General features: G+C 56.8%; 17 protein-coding genes. 11 read left to right on the top strand and 6 right to left on the bottom strand.

What is annotated here, in order from left to right:
- The first annotated feature begins 28 nt into the window (after positions 1 to 28).
- Positions 29 to 694: an L-serine ammonia-lyase, iron-sulfur-dependent subunit beta gene (sdaAB, locus tag DC3_RS10370; RefSeq protein WP_146884296.1), complete on the top strand. Its 666-nt coding sequence runs from the start codon at positions 29 to 31 to the stop codon at positions 692 to 694.
- Positions 695 to 702: 8 nt separating this feature from the next.
- On the top strand, positions 703 to 1554 hold the full coding sequence (locus DC3_RS10365) for an L-serine ammonia-lyase, iron-sulfur-dependent, subunit alpha (protein ID WP_146884295.1): 852 nt from the start codon (positions 703 to 705) through the stop codon (positions 1552 to 1554).
- Between the two features lie 48 nt (positions 1555 to 1602).
- On the opposite strand, the gene DC3_RS10360 is transcribed toward DC3_RS10365, so the two are convergent.
- Both DC3_RS10360 and DC3_RS10355 read right to left on the bottom strand, forming a co-directional pair.
- Positions 1603 to 2052: a CHRD domain-containing protein gene (locus DC3_RS10360; protein ID WP_186815954.1), complete on the bottom strand. Its 450-nt coding sequence runs from the start codon at positions 2050 to 2052 to the stop codon at positions 1603 to 1605.
- A 13-nt stretch (positions 2053 to 2065) separates the two neighbouring features.
- On the bottom strand, positions 2066 to 2515 hold the full coding sequence (locus DC3_RS10355) for a CHRD domain-containing protein (protein ID WP_186815953.1): 450 nt from the start codon (positions 2513 to 2515) through the stop codon (positions 2066 to 2068).
- 105 nt (positions 2516 to 2620) lie between these two features.
- On the opposite strand from DC3_RS10355, the gene DC3_RS10350 reads away from it, so the two are divergent.
- The 5 genes from DC3_RS10350 to DC3_RS10330 all read left to right on the top strand — a co-directional run bounded on the left by DC3_RS10350 (position 2621) and on the right by DC3_RS10330 (position 6892).
- Complete coding sequence (locus DC3_RS10350; protein ID WP_146884292.1) at positions 2621 to 3034, top strand: NUDIX domain-containing protein; 414 nt, start codon at positions 2621 to 2623, stop codon at positions 3032 to 3034.
- Complete coding sequence (locus DC3_RS10345; protein ID WP_146884291.1) at positions 3031 to 3483, top strand: NUDIX hydrolase; 453 nt, start codon at positions 3031 to 3033, stop codon at positions 3481 to 3483. Before DC3_RS10350 ends, DC3_RS10345 begins: the two co-directional genes overlap by 4 nt.
- On the top strand, positions 3470 to 3922 hold the full coding sequence (locus DC3_RS10340; RefSeq protein ID WP_146884290.1) for an NUDIX domain-containing protein: 453 nt from the start codon (positions 3470 to 3472) through the stop codon (positions 3920 to 3922). The genes DC3_RS10345 and DC3_RS10340 overlap by 14 nt, the downstream gene beginning before the upstream one ends.
- Before the next feature lie 287 nt (positions 3923 to 4209).
- A complete protein-coding gene (locus tag DC3_RS10335; protein ID WP_146884289.1) occupies positions 4210 to 5889 on the top strand; it encodes a dynamin family protein in 1680 nt (559 codons plus the stop codon).
- Between the two features lie 109 nt (positions 5890 to 5998).
- Complete coding sequence (locus tag DC3_RS10330) at positions 5999 to 6892, top strand: DMT family transporter (protein WP_146884288.1); 894 nt, start codon at positions 5999 to 6001, stop codon at positions 6890 to 6892.
- A gap of 45 nt (positions 6893 to 6937) precedes the next feature.
- Here the strand turns inward: DC3_RS10330 and DC3_RS10325 are convergent, their stop codons facing one another.
- The 4 genes from DC3_RS10325 to DC3_RS10310 form a co-directional block, all read right to left on the bottom strand.
- On the bottom strand, positions 6938 to 7531 hold the full coding sequence (locus tag DC3_RS10325) for a hypothetical protein (protein WP_146884287.1): 594 nt from the start codon (positions 7529 to 7531) through the stop codon (positions 6938 to 6940).
- A gap of 5 nt (positions 7532 to 7536) precedes the next feature.
- Positions 7537 to 8484 (bottom strand): signal recognition particle-docking protein FtsY, encoded by a 948-nt coding sequence (gene ftsY / locus DC3_RS10320; RefSeq protein ID WP_146884286.1) that lies wholly within the window; start codon positions 8482 to 8484, stop codon positions 7537 to 7539.
- A gap of 286 nt (positions 8485 to 8770) precedes the next feature.
- On the bottom strand, positions 8771 to 9946 hold the full coding sequence (locus DC3_RS10315) for an extracellular solute-binding protein (protein WP_146884285.1): 1176 nt from the start codon (positions 9944 to 9946) through the stop codon (positions 8771 to 8773).
- 142 nt (positions 9947 to 10088) lie between these two features.
- On the bottom strand, positions 10089 to 10655 hold the full coding sequence (locus DC3_RS10310; RefSeq protein WP_146884284.1) for a YdcF family protein: 567 nt from the start codon (positions 10653 to 10655) through the stop codon (positions 10089 to 10091).
- Positions 10656 to 10956: 301 nt separating this feature from the next.
- Here DC3_RS10310 and DC3_RS10305 point away from each other — a divergent pair, with 301 nt between their 5' ends.
- The 4 genes from DC3_RS10305 to DC3_RS10290 all read left to right on the top strand — a co-directional run bounded on the left by DC3_RS10305 (position 10957) and on the right by DC3_RS10290 (position 16071).
- The gene (locus tag DC3_RS10305; RefSeq protein ID WP_146884283.1) at positions 10957 to 11877 is read left to right on the top strand and encodes a branched-chain amino acid transaminase; all 921 of its coding nucleotides are present in this window, start codon (positions 10957 to 10959) and stop codon (positions 11875 to 11877) included.
- A gap of 117 nt (positions 11878 to 11994) precedes the next feature.
- Positions 11995 to 12429, top strand: a complete 435-nt coding sequence (locus DC3_RS10300) for a CpXC domain-containing protein (RefSeq protein WP_186815952.1) — start codon at positions 11995 to 11997, stop codon at positions 12427 to 12429.
- Positions 12430 to 12747: 318 nt separating this feature from the next.
- Positions 12748 to 15630, top strand: a complete 2883-nt coding sequence (gene topA / locus DC3_RS10295; protein WP_146884281.1) for a type I DNA topoisomerase — start codon at positions 12748 to 12750, stop codon at positions 15628 to 15630.
- Positions 15631 to 15792: 162 nt separating this feature from the next.
- Positions 15793 to 16071 carry a hypothetical protein gene (locus DC3_RS10290; protein WP_146884280.1) on the top strand — a complete coding sequence of 93 codons (279 nt, stop codon included), beginning with the start codon at positions 15793 to 15795 and terminating at the stop codon, positions 16069 to 16071.

The following is a 16071-nucleotide window of genomic DNA, read 5'->3' as shown; positions in this document are numbered from 1 at the left end:
CGGTATACAAAGGAGTACAATTGTCTATATGAGTTTGCTGGATATGATTGGTCCCGTGATGATTGGCCCGAGCAGCAGCCACACGGCAGGTGCATGTCGCATCGGCCTGGCGGCCAGACAGTTGCTGGGTCACACCCCCGAAAAAGCCCAGATTGGCCTGCACGCCAGTTTTGCCAAGACCGGCAAGGGACACGGCACCCATCTGGCCCTGATCGCTGGCATCCTGGGTTTTGAACCCCATGATCCCAGACTCCCGCAGGCCTTCCAGGAAGCTGAAAAAGCAGGCCTGCACTTTGAATTTCAGGATGTGGACCTGGGCAACGTGCATCCCAACACCGCCCAGATCACCCTGCAAGGTGGGCAGGCCAGCATCGAAGTGATGGCCTCAAGCACCGGGGGAGGCATCATTGAAGTCATCGAAGTGGATGGCTTCAGGGTGTCCTTTGATGGTTTTTCGCCCACCTTGCTCCTCAAATACCAGGACGCCTACGGCATGATCTCCCGGGTCACGGGCCTGATCGCCATTGATGAGGTGAACATCGCAAGCCTGACCTGCACCCGTGAAAAGCGCGGGGGAACGGCCATGATGTGCATCGTGCTGGACAGTGCCCTGTCCGATTACGCCATTCGAAAAATCGCCCACATTCCCGAGATCAGCTGGATTCGCATGCTGCCGGGATTCAGACGCCTCTGAGGAGAAGCATGACCCTGGACGACATCTTAAAAGCCCCATCCCCCGCAAGTGAGTGGGTGCTGTGCACCGACTGTGAAGAGAATGGCCTGCAACCTGAAGATGTGAAGCAGGTCATGCGGGACCGCATCCGTGAAATGCGAGACAGCATTGAGCGTGGCCTCAGGACCGATGCGAAAAGCATCACCGGAATGGTGGGCTGGAATGCCAAGGGCCTGTGGGACGCCCCCGACCTGCTGAATGCCCCCCTCCTGAAGCGGGTTCAGGCCTATGCCATGGCCGTCAACGAAGAAAATGCCCGCATGGGTCGCATTGTGGCTGCTCCAACTGCAGGCAGTGCAGGCACCATCCCTGGAGCACTCATCGGGGTTGCAGACCACCTCGGCCTGGACGATGAAAAGCTGGTGATGCCGCTCGTGCTGGCTGCGGGCATCGGCAAGGCCATCTCCCGCCAGATGTACATCTCTGGTTCCGCTGGAGGGTGTCAGGCCGAGATTGGCTCCAGTGCCGCCATGGCGGCGGCGGCTGTCACCGAGCTTCTGGGAGGCACTTCGAAAGCCTGTGTGCATGCTGCAGCCCTTGCCCTGATGAACACCATCGGTCTGGTCTGTGACCCGGTGGGAGGTTATGTCGAGGTGCCCTGCGTGTCCAGAAATGCTTTTTTTGCGGTGCATGCAGTGAGCAGTGCGCAGCTTGCTCTGGCGCAGCTCGAAAGCTTCATTCCACCCGACGAGGTGATCACGGCAATGGCCCAGGTGGGACGCATGATGCCCCTGCAGCTCAAGGAAACTGCAGAGGGGGGACTGGCCCAGACCCCCTTTGCCCAGGGCTTCTTGAAGGACCTGGAGAAGTCCCCGAAATAAAGCAAATCAAAACCCTCTGGTTTTCCAGAGGGTTTTTGTTTGGTGATGTTATTTGGTCAGTTGACCACGGATTTCACCGCTGGTGTTGGCAGCAGTGTGGATGTTCACATAGTAGAAGCCAAAACGCAGCTTGTCTTCATTCAGGGCACAATCCCCATCGTTGGAGAGGGTGCCTTTTTTGTTGTCGGTGGCGTCTGCAGTCACTTTCAGTGGACACACAGGGTCTCCTGCAACGCCGGGCTGCCCTTCGTGAATGTGTGCAGCGGTGGCAGGTCCAGTCAGGGCGGCATAATTCCCGGTGACGGTCAGTTTCTTGCCATCCCAGGTGGCTTTCACGCTGCCCGCGCCTTTGTAGTCATTGGGGACGGTGGGAGCCGGAATTTCCTTGCCAGAAGTCAGGTTGGCGTTGTAAGTGGGAACCCCTGGAGCAGTGGGGGTGTTGTTGCAAGCGGCCAGACCAAAAGCCACAAAACCAAGTGCAAGATAAAGCTTGTTCATCGCCATTCTCCTCTTATTCGTATCCCAGCTGTCCGCGAATTTCCCCCGCAGGGTTGGCAGCTGTGTTCACGGTGATGTAGTAATTGCCGGTCTTCACCAGGTCTTCCTGGATGCCATGGTCTTTGGCTGTGCACAACTTGCCAAAGCTGCCAGTTTTGGCTTCACGGGAAGCCTCAGGGATGTCCAGGGTGCAGACCACAGTGCCACCATTGGAACCCACTTTTGCCTGCCGGAGTTCAATGCTGGTGGCTTTGCCACTCAGACGGTAAAAAGCACCTGTGATGTTGAGGTCTGTTCCATTTAGCGTGGCATTGGCATAACCCCAGGCATCCGTGGTGACTGCCGGAACCACATTGCTGCCCTGCAACTTTGCGAAAAGTCCTGAAGTGCCCGCTGGAACCTGCTGGGCACATGATGCCAGAATCAAACTGAAAACCCCGAGGATCAGGGTGCGTGCTTGCATAAGACCTCCTGATGATTCTCTTCCACCACTATAGGGGCCGACCATGCGGGTTTTATGTGAGTGGGATGATGTATCCCTCAAGGGTCTTCCAGTAGACTGCGGGACATGGACAGATTCAAAGTGGCCGTTGAAGTGGTGGTTGAAAAGGACAGAAAATACCTGGTCAATTTGCGTCTTCCTTCAGATGTGGATGCTGCAGGAACCCTGTGTTTTCCGGGTGGCAAAGTGGACCAGCATGAAATCATGGATGGTGTGCTTGAACATGTGGCCGCCAGAGAAGTGCTGGAAGAGACAGGCATCCACATCCAGAATGTGCGTTACGTCTACAGCACCACCACCTTGCATGGAGAGCAACCCGTTCTGTTTATCACTTTCCTGGCGGATTATGCCTCAGGAGAAATCGTTCCTCAGCCTGAGGAGACCGCCGGAGTTTTCTGGATGGCCCCTGAAGACCTCCGCAAAGATCCCAGAACCCCTGCATGGATTCTGGAAACTGTATTACGCTGTGAAGCACAATGACCCCAACTTTTATTGTCAATGTGGAAGTGGTGATTCACCACAAGGACCGTTACCTGATGACCCTGCGCAGCCTGAATGAGGCCCACGCTGGAGGCACCTATGCTTTCCCAGGAGGCAAGGTGGAGCAGCATGAAATCATGCAGGATGTTCTGGAACACGTGGCAAGGCGTGAAGTCAGGGAGGAAGTGGGTCTGGAGGTAGGCCCCCTGACCTACCTTGAAGCCAACAGTTTCCTGGCCGGAGATTTGCCCTGCATCAACGTGGTGATGATGGCCCCCTACCTCTCAGGTAAGGTGCAGGTTCAGGAAGAGGAACTCTCTGCAGCAGAGTGGCTCACCCTGGAAGAGGCCCTCTCCAGAAAAGAAACCCCCATCTGGACCCGGAACAGCCTGAAAAAAGCCGCCCAGAAAAGAGCAGAGCTGGAGTCCGAACCCCATGCAATTCGATGAAAGCTACACCCTGTTCACCACGGCAAGGGCAGCAGGCTGTGTGATTCTGGATGAGGCGCGCCGCATTCTGCTTGTACAACAGGCGAAAGACCCATTCAGAGGGCTCTGGCACCTCCCGATGGGCACCATCGAAGAGGGAGAGCGCCCAGAAGATGCAGCAGTGCGGGAAGCCCTCGAGGAGGCTGGAGTCAACGTCAGGCTGGGAGCCTTTCTGAACACCTATCTGGGGCGCTATTCAGACGGTGGACTGGTGCAGCGTTTCGTCTGGGAGGCTGAAATTCTGCCTGGAGAAACGGTCCCGGAGGTCCCCACAGAAGAGATCATGGCCCGCAGGTGGTTCACCCATCCAGAGTTTCTGGAGCTGTATCAGGCAGGGCAGGTTCGCATGCACCACACCCGACTGGCCTTTGAGGAAGCGTTGCAGCATGTGGGCCAATAAAGTGTTTGTTCAGACCACAGCAGGGAATGGTGCATCTGGGAAAGCAGACAGTTCACAGCGAGAGGTTTTACTCCACGCATCCCACGGACAAAAGCAATAAACCGGGGATCAGGGGTCGGAGGATTTCATCGGGATTGCCATGTGCAGAAGACAGGTTGATGGGCTGGTGACGCTGGGTGTTTTGTGCCTGCACCTGTTTTCTGCTCTCGGCGCTCGGCACTTTGATCCATTCTTCACTCTGCAAGGAATCTTAGAACTTCTGCCCCGCAGGTCTCGTACACTGAATCATGCTGGTCAGTCCTTCGATTCAAGAGATCCTGCAGGCAGAACGTGCCCTGCTGACCGATTTGCACGCCTTCCTGGAAAGTTCCGGGGCTCCCGCAGATGTCACCCAGCACGCCAGAGCGGCCCTGCTGCAACTGGATGAGGTGTTCCTGCTGGTGGTGGTCGGTGAATTCAACGCCGGTAAAAGCTCTTTTTTGAATGCCCTCCTGAACACCACCTCCCTTCCTGAGGGGGTCACCCCCACCACAGACCGCATCTATGTGCTGCTCAATGGGGAAGAGGGGGAACTGGAGCCCACCGCTGATCCTTTCGTGGTGCGCAAACGCCTCCCACTGGAGGACCTGAACAGCATTGCCCTGGTGGACACACCCGGCACCAATGCGGTGATCCGCAGGCACCAGACCATCACCGAGGGGTTCCTGCCCAGGGCGGACCTGGTGCTCTTCATCACCAGTGCAGACCATCCTTTCACCGAATCAGAACGCCAGTTCCTGGAATTGACCCGTCGCTGGGGCCGCAACGTCATGCTGATCATCAACAAAGCGGACCTGCTGGAAACCCAGGCGGACCGGGAGCAGGTGCTGTCTTTTGTGCGCGAGCATGCCACCCAGACACTGGGGGTCACCCCGCAGATCTTCATGCTGAGTGCCCGCAACCAGAAGCGTGGTGAAGACGATGGTTTCATGCGCTTTAAACGCACCCTGGTGGAACGCCTGAGTGAAAAAGAAAGGGTGCGCCTGAAGCTGATGACCCCCCTCGGGGTGGCGCGGGAACTGGTCCGGTTGCACACCAATCACCTGGAGCACAGCCGCAGTGTGCTGCAAACCGACCTGCAGGCCTTCGAGCACCTGGAGATGCAGGCCCGCGTGCATGGCCATGAGGTGAAAGACGAACTGGCCCACCACCTGACCCTGCTGGATGAACCCCTCAACGCCTTTCAGGAGAGGGCAGAGAACTTCATCAACAAGTACTACCGCATTGGACGCACCCTGGACCTGCTGAAACCTGACCGTCTGGAGCAGGCTTTCCGCACGGAAGCTGTGGCAGATCTGGAGCGGGAACTGGAGAAAGTGCTCTCTCACAGTGTGGACCGCCTGATGGAGAAGAACCTGCGTTTCTGGGAGGATGTGCAGCACCAGTTGATGTCCCGCTCCAGAGAGAACATGCCCCGAAGCCGTTTCCAGATGGACCGCAGTGCGGTGCTCGAAGCCCTCAGAAGCAAGACCGAGGAGCACACCAAAGAACTTGTTGAACCTGCTGCCGCACAGGAAATGAGTGGAAACGCCCAGAGCAGCGTGATGCAGGCAGGCCTGATCAGTGTGGGCGGAATTGGACTGGGTGCCGCAGTGATCGCACTGGTTGGGGGTGCAGCCGCAGATGTGACCGGAATCCTGGCAAGCCTGACCGGGGTGTTCCTGGGCGCCTACTGGATTCCCATTCGCAGAAGGGCAGCCCTCAACCAGGTGAGGAACCAGGTGGGAGACGCCAAAATCCTTCTCCGGGAAACCCTGAGCCGTGAAGTCAACCTGGAACAGGAACGCCTCGATGGTCGCCTGAGGGACGCCCTGTCCCCTTACACCCGTTTCGTGAAGGCCGAACAGGACCGCATGAACCAGGAGAACCGCAGGCTCACCGAATTCATTGCCCGCATCGAGGACCTCGAAACGCGGGTGCAGTCCTGAATTGATACCCATTTTCAGGGTGCCCCTCTGAATAACAATTCACAAATCCTAGGCCGATGCACCTAAACCCGGAGCATCGGCTTTAAACTGTCAGGAACTCGAGGTGAGCATGACCCTGCCCAGAATCGCCCCCATTTTGTTTGTGCTCCTGTGGAGCACCGGATTCATCGGTGCCAAATATGGCCTGCCCTACGCTGAACCCTTCACTTTTCTTGCCTTGCGTCTGGTGGTGGCCACTGTGCTTTTGCTCGGTCTTGCCTCCCTGATCAAAGAGAAGAACAGGATGCGCCCGGACCATTACTGGCATGCTGCTGTGGTGGGTTTTCTGCTGCATGGGGCCTACCTGAGCGGGGTCTTCTACGCCATCCACATGGGGATGCCTGCCGGCATGACCGCAGTGATTGTGGGCCTGCAACCCATCCTCAGCACCCTGGTGGCCCGCTACACCCTCAAAGAACAGGGAAGCGTGCTGCAGTGGATCGGCCTCCTGCTGGGCTTTCTGGGCGTGGTGATGGTGGTCAGCCAGAAGATCCACGGGGATGTTCCCATCGCGGCATATGTTGCTGCGGGCATTGCCCTGATCGGCACCACAGCAGGGACCCTGTACCAGAAGCAGTTCGGAACAGGCATGCCCCTGGTCACAGGAACTGCTGTGCAGTACGCAGCCACCAGCCTGATCCTCATTCCACTGGCATTGATCTTTGAGAAACATCAGGTGCAATTCACCGGAGAATTCTGGTTTGCTCTGATCTGGCTTGTGGTGGTGCTGTCCCTGGGAGCCATTGGGCTCCTCCTGTACCTGATCCAGCGCACCAGCACCGCACAGGTGACCAGCCTGTTCTATCTGGTGCCTCCTGTGACAGCCATTGAAGCTTTCTTCCTCTTCCAAGAGAAGCTCAATGCCCTCGCCCTGGTCGGAATGGTGGTCGTTGCCGTGGGGGTCTCTCTGGTGGTGCGCCCTGGTGGGATCACGCCTGCACAGAAACAATTGCAACCAGAATGATGATGCTTTCAAATGCAGGGCGAGTTGTTTCTCGCCCTGTTTCTTTCATGCCAGCCAGTAGCCCAGCAGCACCTGATCCTGCAGAGGGACATCAAATCCAGCGGTCAGGGTGGTTTCGATCTTCTGACCCGAGAACTGAGCAGCATAATTCAGCAGGTCGGTCAGTGCATTTTTTTGCGACACACCCCACAGGTGCACCTGATTTTCTTTCAGGAGGGCACAACCTGTGGGCTGACCTTCCTGATAGCTCAGCAGGGGAACATACTCCCGGTGCTCCTGCAATTTCATGCTGAGGTGCTGCGAGACCAGTTCCTCCCAGGTGGGCATCCCCCAGGCGTGGCAGAGCACTTTCGCAAAGGTGCGGGTCTGCAACCAGCTCACCTGTTCGACCAGATGGGCTGGCTCTGAAGTCTGCTGCTGAAAGTGCCCCACTTGAATGGCCTGAACGAGCCTGAGTCCTGAAACGGGTTTCTGGGAGAGCACCAGTTTTGGAGCGGGCAGCAGGTCTGAGGCTCCATAAGCGGCATTCAGGGCCAGAATCGGGGTGAGGGGAGACAGGAGCACCCGGGAAGTGCCTTGTTCCCGGGTGACTTCAGACAGGGGCTGATGGTACTGGTACAGGCGTTCCAGCACATCCATGCGGTTCAGTCGTCCAAGCCGAACAGGGCTCGCACGAATTCCTGAGGGTCGAAAGGCTGCAGGTCCTCTGCTTTCTCGCCCACCCCGATGAACTTGATGGGCACCCCGAGTTCCCGCACGATGGGCACCACGATGCCCCCCTTGGCGGTCCCGTCCAGTTTGGTGACCACCACGCCTGTCAGGCCAATGTCCTCGTGGAACTTCTTGGCCTGGTTCAGGCCGTTCTGTCCGGTGACAGCATCAAGCACCAGCCAGATCTCGGCGGGTTCATTCTCATCGGCCTTATGGATGACCCTCTTGACCTTCTTGAGCTCTTCCATCAGGTTGTGCTTGGTGTGCAGTCGTCCGGCGGTGTCCACCATCAGAAGGTCCACGCCACGGGCTTTGCGGGCACTGGCGGCATCAAAAGCCACTGCAGCAGGGTCGCCCCCGTCCGGTCCCTGGATCACATCAATGCCCAGACGGTCTCCCCACACACCCAGTTGTGCCCCTGCAGCAGCACGGAAGGTGTCTCCGGCAGCAAACATCACACTGCGCCCCAGACCCTGGTAGTACTGGCCCAGTTTGGCAATGGTGGTGGTCTTGCCCACCCCGTTCACCCCGACCATCATCACCACTTTGCCTTTTGGAAGCACGGTGACCCGTTTGGCATCCGGGTTGAAGCCAATCTTGCGGTACTGGGCACGGCGAGCATCCGGCTCAAGCTGCAGGATCAGGGCATTCATCAGGGCCTCTTGCAGGTTGGTCTGACCGCTGTTCTTGATGTCCTCCAGAATCTCCTCGGTGGCTGCACGGCCCACATCGGCAGCAATCAGGGCATACTCCAGGTCCTCCAGGGTTTCAAGCCTGTTGGTGAAAATGTCCTTCAGGTCGGTGCCCAGCACCCCCACCGATTGATTCAATTGTTGACGGGTCTTGCTCAGACCCTCTTTGAGACGTTGAAACCAACTCATGATCCTCCATTGTGCCAGAAGGTGAGGGACATTTTATCCCGCGCTGGCAATGATATTTTGCGCCTAATGCCTGATTTCAACTGTAACACTGTTTCTGAGCATGAAACCCAGATGTTCACAACGCCATTTTTGCCAACAGGGCGCAGCACGCTGCGCCCCTACAAATTCATTGACATCATCAAACCCATAGATCACGATGCTCTCGGCTCTCGGCTCTCGGCTCTCGGCTCTCGGCTCTCGGCACCTGACACTCACATGGATTTGCTTTCAGCCTTCAGCCTTCTGCTCACTTCAGCGCATTCTGCTGTGCTTCCTTAAGGGCCTGCTCCACCGGAACATTGCCCTTGAGGGCTTTCTCAATGGCAATTTCCAGGTCCAGACGCCAGTCGTCGAGTTGTGGAACAGCAGGGAGGTTCTGCGAGCGTTCGAAACTCTTCACGGCGGCAGCCAGAATGGGGTCATTCATGACCTGTTTTGCCACACTCTTGCGCACTGGCACGTAGTAGGCGTCGGTGGACCATTTTCTGAGGTTGTCGGGTTTCAGCAGGAACTTCCAGAACTCCATGACCCCTTTGGTCTGGGCATCAGAAGCAGATTTCATGACGGCAAGCTGGCTTTCACCTGCAATGCTGGAGCCAGGCAGGGGATAGGCAGAGACCTGCAGACTCAGATAATTGGGGTTCTTGAAGGCCAGGGGGAAGGCACTGCTGGGGGCCACCACCATGAAGGTCTTGGTGCGCAGGAAGTCAATCACAGCATTCTGCACTTCGCCTGTGGCTCTGGGAATCAGGGCTTTTTTGTTTTTCAGGTTGACGAGTTGCTGCAGGCTCTCAATGACCACGGGGTCCAGCAGGTTGGGTTTGTTGTCTTTGACCAGATCTCCACCCTGGCTGTACACCATGGAGGCAAAAATCCAGGATTCGGTGATGAAAGAGACCCCGCTGGTCCCTCTGGAGGTGAGTTTCTGGGCTGCAGTGTAAAACTCAGGCCAGGTGTCGGGCAGGGCGACATTTTTGGCTTTGAAGGCTGCACCATTGAAGAACATCAGCATGCTGCTTGCCGCCCAGGGAAGGCCAAAGCGTCCTTCTTTGTTTTTTCCCATGTTCCAGGCCACTGGATAGATGTCCGAAGACAGGCTTTCAGGGATCACCCCGGTGTATTTGTCCAGGTCCTTGAGCTGTCCGCTCTGCATCAGGCGCACAAAGAAGGCATTGTCCACCAGCAGGGCGGGAGGTGTGTTGTTGGCGCGCAGGCCAGCAATGATCTTCTGGTCCATCTCCTTGTAGCCACCGGCGTACTCAGGTCGGATCACGTAATCGTCCTGGGATTTGTTGAATTCAGCTGCAAACTGGTTGAACAGGGTGGGAGCGGGTTCTGCACTCAGGTAATGCCAGAGTTTGATTTCGGTTTTGGCTTGAGCTGCACCCAAGAGGAGCAACATCAGGACGGACAGACGTTTCATGCGAGAATTGTACGGAGAAATTGAGTGAGGAGTTGCATCCTGATCACAGTGTTGCTTAGAAATTGTTATTCAAAACGGTACAATTGCATGAAAAATCCAGCAAAAAGGAGACCCGGAGGCCTCCTATAAGGTTCAGGTGCTGTTATTTCTTGCCGGTGGCCTTCTCGCCCATCAGGATGTAGGCCATATAAGCCAGGCGCTCTCTTGCAGCATAGTTCTCCAGGAAGTCTTTGCTGGTGTTTTCTGGCAGAGGACTGGGGCTGGGGTGGGCCTCCATGCCCAGGTCTTTGGCCATCGCGATCGCCCTGGGCATGTGAATGGAGTCTGTGACCACACTGACGGGAGTGGTCACCCATCCTTTTGCGTTCTTCAGGTTCTCATAAGTGTTGCGGCTGCGGGTTTCAGCCAGCACATGCTTTGCAGGAATCCCCTTCTGGATCAGGAAGTTCCGGCCTGCCTCCCCCTCGCTGTAACGGTCTCCTTCGGCCTTGCCTCCGGTCACGATGACCTTCTGAACCCGCCCAGTCTGGTAAAGGTTCAGTGCATGCTGCAAGCGGCTCCTGAAAATGGGGGAGGGTTTGCCGTTGTACTGGGCAGCACCCAGCACGATCACTGTGGGACTGGGATCTGAGATGTTTGCGGGACTGGCATGGGGAAAGCCCATCATGCCAAGGGTGACGATGCCCACTTGTGGCCAGTGTGTTCTCATGCTGCTCCAACTCCGAACTTCATACTAATGCGAGATGGATCACATTGAAAGGGAGCGATCAGCGGTCAGCAGTCAGCGGTCAGCTTTTTCATCCAGCAGAAGCATTTTTTTCAGTGTAGCTGTGGATTTTGATGGGGTGTTTCGATTTTTCGCAAGGTTTCTTCAGGGAAGCAAGCGGTTCAAAGCAGACCATTCACAGGTGCAAGGATTCTGGTGTTCGGCTTTCTGCCCAATTGCTGATCCCTGACGGCTGAGCGTTCCATAAGGTAAAATTTGGGGGCGATTCACACAGGAGGCTTTGATGAGTGGTATCCAAGCAGGATTGATCTGGTTGAACGGCAAGATGGTTCCTCAGGAAGAGGCCCGCATTTCCGTTCTGGCTCACGCTTTGCATTACGGCAGCAGTGTTTTCGAGGGCATCCGTGCGTATGCCACCGAAAAGGGGGCTGCGGTCTTTCGTCTTCAGGAGCACACCGAGCGCCTGTTCAACAGTGCCAAAATCATCCGCATGCCCATTCCCTACAGCGCGGACGAGATCAATGCTGCAGTGAAGGCTGTGGTCAAAGACAACGGGTACGACGCCTGTTACATTCGCCCTCTTGCCTTCCGGGGCGGAGAGTCTCTGGGCCTCAACCCCCTCCCTTGCCCTGTGGAAGTGATGGTTGCTGCCTGGAAGTGGGGCACCTACCTGGGCGATGAGGCCATCGAGAAAGGTGCAAAGGTGGTGACCTCTTCCTGGGCGCGTTCTCCGGGCAATGTGCTGCCCACCAAATCCAAAGCCGGGGGCAACTACATCAACAGCTCACTCGCCAAGGCAGATGCGATCAGTGCAGGTTTTGATGAGGCCATCATGCTGGACAAGGAAGGGTACGTCTCCGAGGGCAGCGGTGAGAACATCTTCTTCCTCAAGGGCAAGAAGATGTACGCCATTGCCCACAGCGTGACCCTCACCGGGATCACCCGGGACAGCATCTTCCATGTGGCCCGTGACATGGGTCTGGAGGTTCAGGAGGTCATGGCCACCCGGGATGAACTGTACACCGCCGACGAGGTGTTCATGACGGGCACTGCTGCCGAGGTCTCTCCGATTTCGAGCATCGACTTCCGGGAAATCGGCAGTGGCCGTGCTGGGGAAATCACCCGTGAAATCCGTGGGCGTTACATGGACATTGTGACCGGGAAAAACCCCAGGTATGACCACTGGCTCACCTACGTGGAGTGAGTTCACGCCTGAGACGGATTCCCCATGTACACCGCACAAAATGGTGCGGTGTTTTTGTTTTTCGGTCTGACCGCAGGCACTACTTAAAATGTAAGATTTCTGTACAATGAAATGAACATGACCAGCTCCAGACAGCACCCATTTACCTGCCCGAATTGCAGCAAGAAATATCAGGTGACCTTATATGAGGTGATCAACATCGGGACCCACCCCGATCTGCACGATGACCTGTTTGCAGGGAAAATCAACACCACCACCTGCCCATCTTGCAGCGAAGCGACTTTTGTGGAAGAACCCCTCACCTATTACGATCCCCGTCTGGAGTACTGCGTGCATTATGTGCCTGCAGCCAGTCTGGAAGACCCCACCTTAGAGGTTTTTGAGCAATTTGATGAACAGGGACGGGTGGAGCTGTCCGACAAGCGCCTGCCAGCCTACATTCCTGGCAACCATGTGGTTTTTGATGTGCAGGAACTGCTGACTTACATTTTCTTCAGGCGCAAACTTGCAGAATTCTATCCGATTCTGCGCAAACGCAAGAAAGTCATGTGATGGTCGCAGGGGCAGGCCTATAGACCCAAGATCCAGACCCAGGGAAACCTGGGTTTTTGTGTGCAGGCCTTTCCACAAGATCAGGATTTTCAGCGAAACAGTGCGGTTTTCTATGCTGTCAATCTTGTCTGATGCGCTAGCGCAAGTCAGGGTTTTATGCTAATGTGCCGCTAAGTTGAAGTTGGACGTTCAGCCTGAAGTTGCCTGTCAACAACAGGAAAACGCAAACAACTGGCATGTCGGTGAACACCTTGCAGAACGTTGACACAGACCGCTGCACAGCAGCATGGAAACACTCGGGGTGATGGGGTTTGGGTAATGGCTAAGACACTGGTGATTGTGGAATCGCCCGCCAAGGCGAAAACCATTGAGAAATATCTGGGGAAAGACTACCAGGTGGAGTCCTCCATCGGGCACATCCGCGACCTGCCGAATTCGGCCTCTGAAGTGCCGGAGCAGTACAAGCAGAAGCCCTGGGCCAGCCTGGGGATTGATGTGGAGCATGATTTCAAACCTCTTTATGTGGTGCCCTCTGAAAAGAAAAAACACGTTGCCCGCCTGAAGGCCCTGGTCAAAGAGGCCCGGGAGGTGGTGCTCGCAACCGACGATGACCGCGAGGGGGAAAGCATCGCCTGGCACCTGTACCAGGAACTGAAACCCAAGGTGCCGGTCAAGCGCATGGTCTTTCACGAAATCACCCCGGAGGCCATCCGCAACGCCATCCAGCACCCCCGCCAGATCGATGAGAACCTGGTGCATGCCCAGGAGGCCCGCCGGGTGCTGGACCGCCTGTACGGCTATGAGGTGTCTCCGGTGCTGTGGCGCAAAGTGGCCCCCAAACTCAGTGCAGGCCGGGTGCAGAGTGTGGCCACCCGTCTGCTCGTCGAGCGTGAACGGGAACGCATGCGTTTCCGAAGTGCAGAGTTCTGGAGCCTGGAGGGCCTTTTCAGAACCCTCAAAGACGAGGGATTCACCGCAGCCCTGATTGAACTGGGTGGGGTGCGCCTGGCCACCGGCAAAGACTTTGACCCCCTCACCGGACAGTTGAAGCCCGATGCGAAAGTGGTTCTGCTGAAAAAAGCAGATGCAGAAAGCCTGCTGGAGCGACTGAAAACCACTGCGTTCTCGGTGGTTTCCACCGAAGAGCGCCCCTTCACCCAGAAGCCCTACGCCCCTTTCATCACCTCCAGCCTGCAACAGGAAGGGTCAAGAAAGCTCGGGTTCAGTGCCCAGCGCACCATGCGTACTGCACAGCGTCTTTACGAGCAGGGGTACATCACCTACATGCGAACGGACTCCACCACCCTTTCCAAAGAGGCGATGGAGGCGGCCCGCAAGCAGGTGCGCCAGATGTACGGGGACGATTATTTGCACCCCACCCCCCGCACCTACGACAAGAAGGCCAAAAATGCCCAGGAGGCCCACGAGGCGATCCGCCCTGCCGGGTCCAGCTTCCGCACCCCCCAGGACGTGAGGGGCGAACTGTCCGACGATGAATTCAGGCTCTACGACCTGATCTGGAAGCGCACCGTCGCAAGCCAGATGGCCGACGCCAGAGGCCGCAGAATGCAGGTGCGGTTGCAGGGCGCAGATGCCATCTTCAGTGCCAGCGGAAAAACCATCGACTTTCCGGGATTCCTGCGGGCCTACGTGGAAGGCAGTGACGACCCTGAAGCCGCCCTTGAAGACCGCGAACTGATCCTGCCCCCCATGCAGAAAGGGGACGAGGTGCGTGCGAAAGACATGCGCACCCGCGAGCACCACACCCAGCCTCCGGCCCGCTACACCGAAGCTTCCCTGGTGCAGGCGCTCGAAGGTGCCGGGATTGGTCGCCCTTCTACGTATGCCAGCATCATCTCCACCATTCAGGACCGGGGGTACGTCTTTAAACGGGGCACAGCCCTGATCCCAACCTGGACGGCTTTTGCAACCCAGGCCCTGCTGGAGAACCACTTCTCCAGGCTGGTGGACTACAACTTCACGGCCCGCATGGAAGAAGACCTCGACGAGATTGCCGGAGGCCGTAAGGAGCATGTGCCTTACCTGCAGGCCTTCTACTTCGGAGATGAGGGCCTGAAATCCCAGATCCAGAAACAGCTCGATCAGATTGATCCCCGCGCCATCAGCCTGATTCCTGTCCCTGCCCTCGAAGGTTCAGACATTGAGGTTCGGCTGGGCAAATTCGGGGCGTACATGAAAAAAGGGGAGGCCAGTGCCACCCTGCCCAACGACATTGCCCCCGACGAACTGACCCTGGAGCAGGCCGAAGACCTCCTCTCCAAAGGGGGAGACGAAAGCATCCTCGGACAGGACCCGGAAACCGGACAGGATGTGGTTGCCAAGGCAGGCCGTTATGGCCCTTACGTCCAGATGGGCGAGAAAACCGCCAGCCTGTTTCCCACAGACTCCCTGAGCGGCATGACGCTGGAACGTGCCCTCAAACTGCTCTCCATTCCCCGACTGGTCGGAGAGCTCGATGGGGAAGAGGTGTGGGCCATGAACGGACGCTATGGCCCCTACCTGAAAAAAGGCAAGGACAACCGCACCCTCGCCACCCACGAGATGCTCTTCACAGTCACGCCCGAAGAAGCCCGTGTTCTCTTCGCTGCCCCCAGAACACGTGGGCAGGCCGCAGCTCCCCTCAAGGTCTTCGAGTACCCGGACCGCACCCCCATTCTGGTCAAGGTGGGCCGCTTTGGACCTTACCTGACCGACGGTGAAAACAATGCCTACCTGCGGGCAGGAGAAGACGCCCACAGCCTGACTGCTGAAAAGACCCGTGAACTCATGGCAGAACGGGGCAAGCCACCCAAGGCCAAGGCAGGCAAAACAGCCAGAAAAGCCCCTGCTGCCAAAACCAGCAGCAAGGCCAGCAAAACAGCAGTCAAAACCCCTGCAAAAGCAGCGGCCAAAAGCTCCAGCAAAACCAGCAAGGCCACCTCAAAAACTGCAGCCAAGGCTTCAAAAGCTGCCAGCAAAGCCCCTGAAGTCAAGGAAAAAGCAGACTGGAAGGACCTCAAGTCCCATCTGGATGTTCTGAGTGACACGGAACGCAAACTGATCGTGGCCCTCAGGGATGAGAACCGCAAAGCGGAAGACGTGGCCCCTGAACTCGGGCTGGACGTCAAAAAAGCCAAAGGCATGATGCTGCAGATCTCCAAGAAACTGCAGGAAGCCTGGCGCAAAACCGTCACAGCCTGAACAGGCCTTTTGAATGTTTCAACGACATGCCAGAGAAGAGGGAGATCCCTCTTCTCTCTTTTTGGGCCCACTGGCCAACTCTCGCTGTAAACTGTCAACTGTTGACTGTGAACTTCCTCGTCTGGAGGGCAGCAGTCATGGTTGTCGAAAGGTCTCTCTTTCATGAAAATCCAGCTGAAACAGCTCTCCCAGACTTTGCCCAACACCCCCCTGCACCTGCCCCACACCGGTGGAGAAGCCCTCACCTGCCTGCTCAGTGAGCCCAGACCCGATGATGCGGTGGATTCCTATTACCTGTGTCTGGAAGGGGAGGTGCTGATCGACCTGCCGTATGGTGACTTTGTGCACCTGAAAAAACTCGAGGCCGTGCGAATCGAAGGGGGCAAAAACAGAAAACTGACCCCGGTGGGTCAGCCTCTGTTGCTGATTCTGCGTCTTTGA

This window comes from Deinococcus cellulosilyticus NBRC 106333 = KACC 11606 (assembly GCF_007990775.1).
GTDB classification, from domain to species: Bacteria; Deinococcota; Deinococci; order Deinococcales; family Deinococcaceae; genus Deinococcus_C; species Deinococcus_C cellulosilyticus.
Note: the sequence above shows the minus strand (reverse complement) of the source record. Positions and strands in the feature narration are given on the sequence as shown.

Excerpts from the sequence above, each read along its gene's own strand:
- DC3_RS10310 (WP_146884284.1), bottom strand. The coding sequence starts at position 10,655 with ATGAGAACACACTGGCCACAAGTGGGCATCGTCACCCTTGGCATGATG.
- DC3_RS10335 (WP_146884289.1), top strand. The coding sequence starts at position 4,210 with ATGCTGGTCAGTCCTTCGATTCAAGAGATCCTGCAGGCAGAACGTGCC.
- DC3_RS10315 (WP_146884285.1), bottom strand. The coding sequence starts at position 9,946 with ATGAAACGTCTGTCCGTCCTGATGTTGCTCCTCTTGGGTGCAGCTCAA.
- DC3_RS10360 (WP_186815954.1), bottom strand. The coding sequence starts at position 2,052 with ATGAACAAGCTTTATCTTGCACTTGGTTTTGTGGCTTTTGGTCTGGCC.
- DC3_RS10325 (WP_146884287.1), bottom strand. The coding sequence starts at position 7,531 with ATGGATGTGCTGGAACGCCTGTACCAGTACCATCAGCCCCTGTCTGAA.
- DC3_RS10305 (WP_146884283.1), top strand. The coding sequence starts at position 10,957 with ATGAGTGGTATCCAAGCAGGATTGATCTGGTTGAACGGCAAGATGGTT.
- DC3_RS10355 (WP_186815953.1), bottom strand. The coding sequence starts at position 2,515 with ATGCAAGCACGCACCCTGATCCTCGGGGTTTTCAGTTTGATTCTGGCA.
- topA (WP_146884281.1), top strand. The coding sequence starts at position 12,748 with ATGGCTAAGACACTGGTGATTGTGGAATCGCCCGCCAAGGCGAAAACC.
- DC3_RS10330 (WP_146884288.1), top strand. The coding sequence starts at position 5,999 with ATGACCCTGCCCAGAATCGCCCCCATTTTGTTTGTGCTCCTGTGGAGC.
- DC3_RS10345 (WP_146884291.1), top strand. The coding sequence starts at position 3,031 with ATGACCCCAACTTTTATTGTCAATGTGGAAGTGGTGATTCACCACAAG.
- DC3_RS10290 (WP_146884280.1), top strand. The coding sequence starts at position 15,793 with ATGAAAATCCAGCTGAAACAGCTCTCCCAGACTTTGCCCAACACCCCC.
- DC3_RS10340 (WP_146884290.1), top strand. The coding sequence starts at position 3,470 with ATGCAATTCGATGAAAGCTACACCCTGTTCACCACGGCAAGGGCAGCA.
- ftsY (WP_146884286.1), bottom strand. The coding sequence starts at position 8,484 with ATGAGTTGGTTTCAACGTCTCAAAGAGGGTCTGAGCAAGACCCGTCAA.
- DC3_RS10300 (WP_186815952.1), top strand. The coding sequence starts at position 11,995 with ATGACCAGCTCCAGACAGCACCCATTTACCTGCCCGAATTGCAGCAAG.
- DC3_RS10365 (WP_146884295.1), top strand. The coding sequence starts at position 703 with ATGACCCTGGACGACATCTTAAAAGCCCCATCCCCCGCAAGTGAGTGG.
- DC3_RS10350 (WP_146884292.1), top strand. The coding sequence starts at position 2,621 with ATGGACAGATTCAAAGTGGCCGTTGAAGTGGTGGTTGAAAAGGACAGA.
- sdaAB (WP_146884296.1), top strand. The coding sequence starts at position 29 with ATGAGTTTGCTGGATATGATTGGTCCCGTGATGATTGGCCCGAGCAGC.